The organism is Hymenobacter frigidus, from assembly GCF_014640435.1.
Classification (GTDB): domain Bacteria; phylum Bacteroidota; class Bacteroidia; order Cytophagales; family Hymenobacteraceae; genus Hymenobacter; species Hymenobacter frigidus.
The window spans coordinates 1-607 of record NZ_BMGY01000109.1; the positions used below are offsets into that span (position 1 = coordinate 1).

The 607-nt window shown below is 66.4% G+C and carries 1 protein-coding gene; it reads left to right on the forward strand.

All coding sequences use genetic code 11. The features are described from left to right. A partial coding sequence (locus IEW17_RS20670; protein ID WP_188563956.1) for a sigma 54-interacting transcriptional regulator occupies positions 1 to 607 on the forward strand: 607 nt, incomplete at both ends.

Sequence of the window (607 nt, forward strand, 5' to 3'; positions counted from 1 at the left end):
CGTGGGCCGGTTTGAGGCTGCCACCGGAGGAACCTTGTTTCTGGATGAGATTGGCAACATTGGCCTGCCGCAGCAAGCCAAGCTGCTCACGGCCCTGCAAAACCGCCAGGTGGTGCCCGTAGGAAGCAACGCCCCCGTACCGGTGGATATCCGGCTGTTGTCGGCCACCAACGCCCCGTTGCACGCCCTGGTAGCCCGCGGTGCTTTCCGCCAGGACTTGATGTACCGCCTCAATACGGTCGAAATCATGCTGCCGCCCCTGCGCGAACGGGAAGACGACGTGCCGCTGCTGGCCCAGCACTTCGCGCAGGTGTACGCGGCCCGCAACCGGCAACCCGTGCCGGAATTCAGTGCCGCTGCCCTGCGCAAGCTCCGGGAGCACCCCTGGCCCGGCAACGTGCGGGAACTGCAACACGCCGTGGAGCGGGCCGTTATCCTGGGGGCTGGCCCCGTGCTGCTTCCGGCCGATTTCTCGTTTCGGAACCCCGAATCGGCCGCTGCTTCCGCGGCGGCAGCGCCCGCTGCGACCGCGGCTGAGAATCCGCTGCCGTTGCTGGCAGTAGAAAAAAACACCATCCAGCAGGCCCTTGAGCGCCACCAAGGCAAC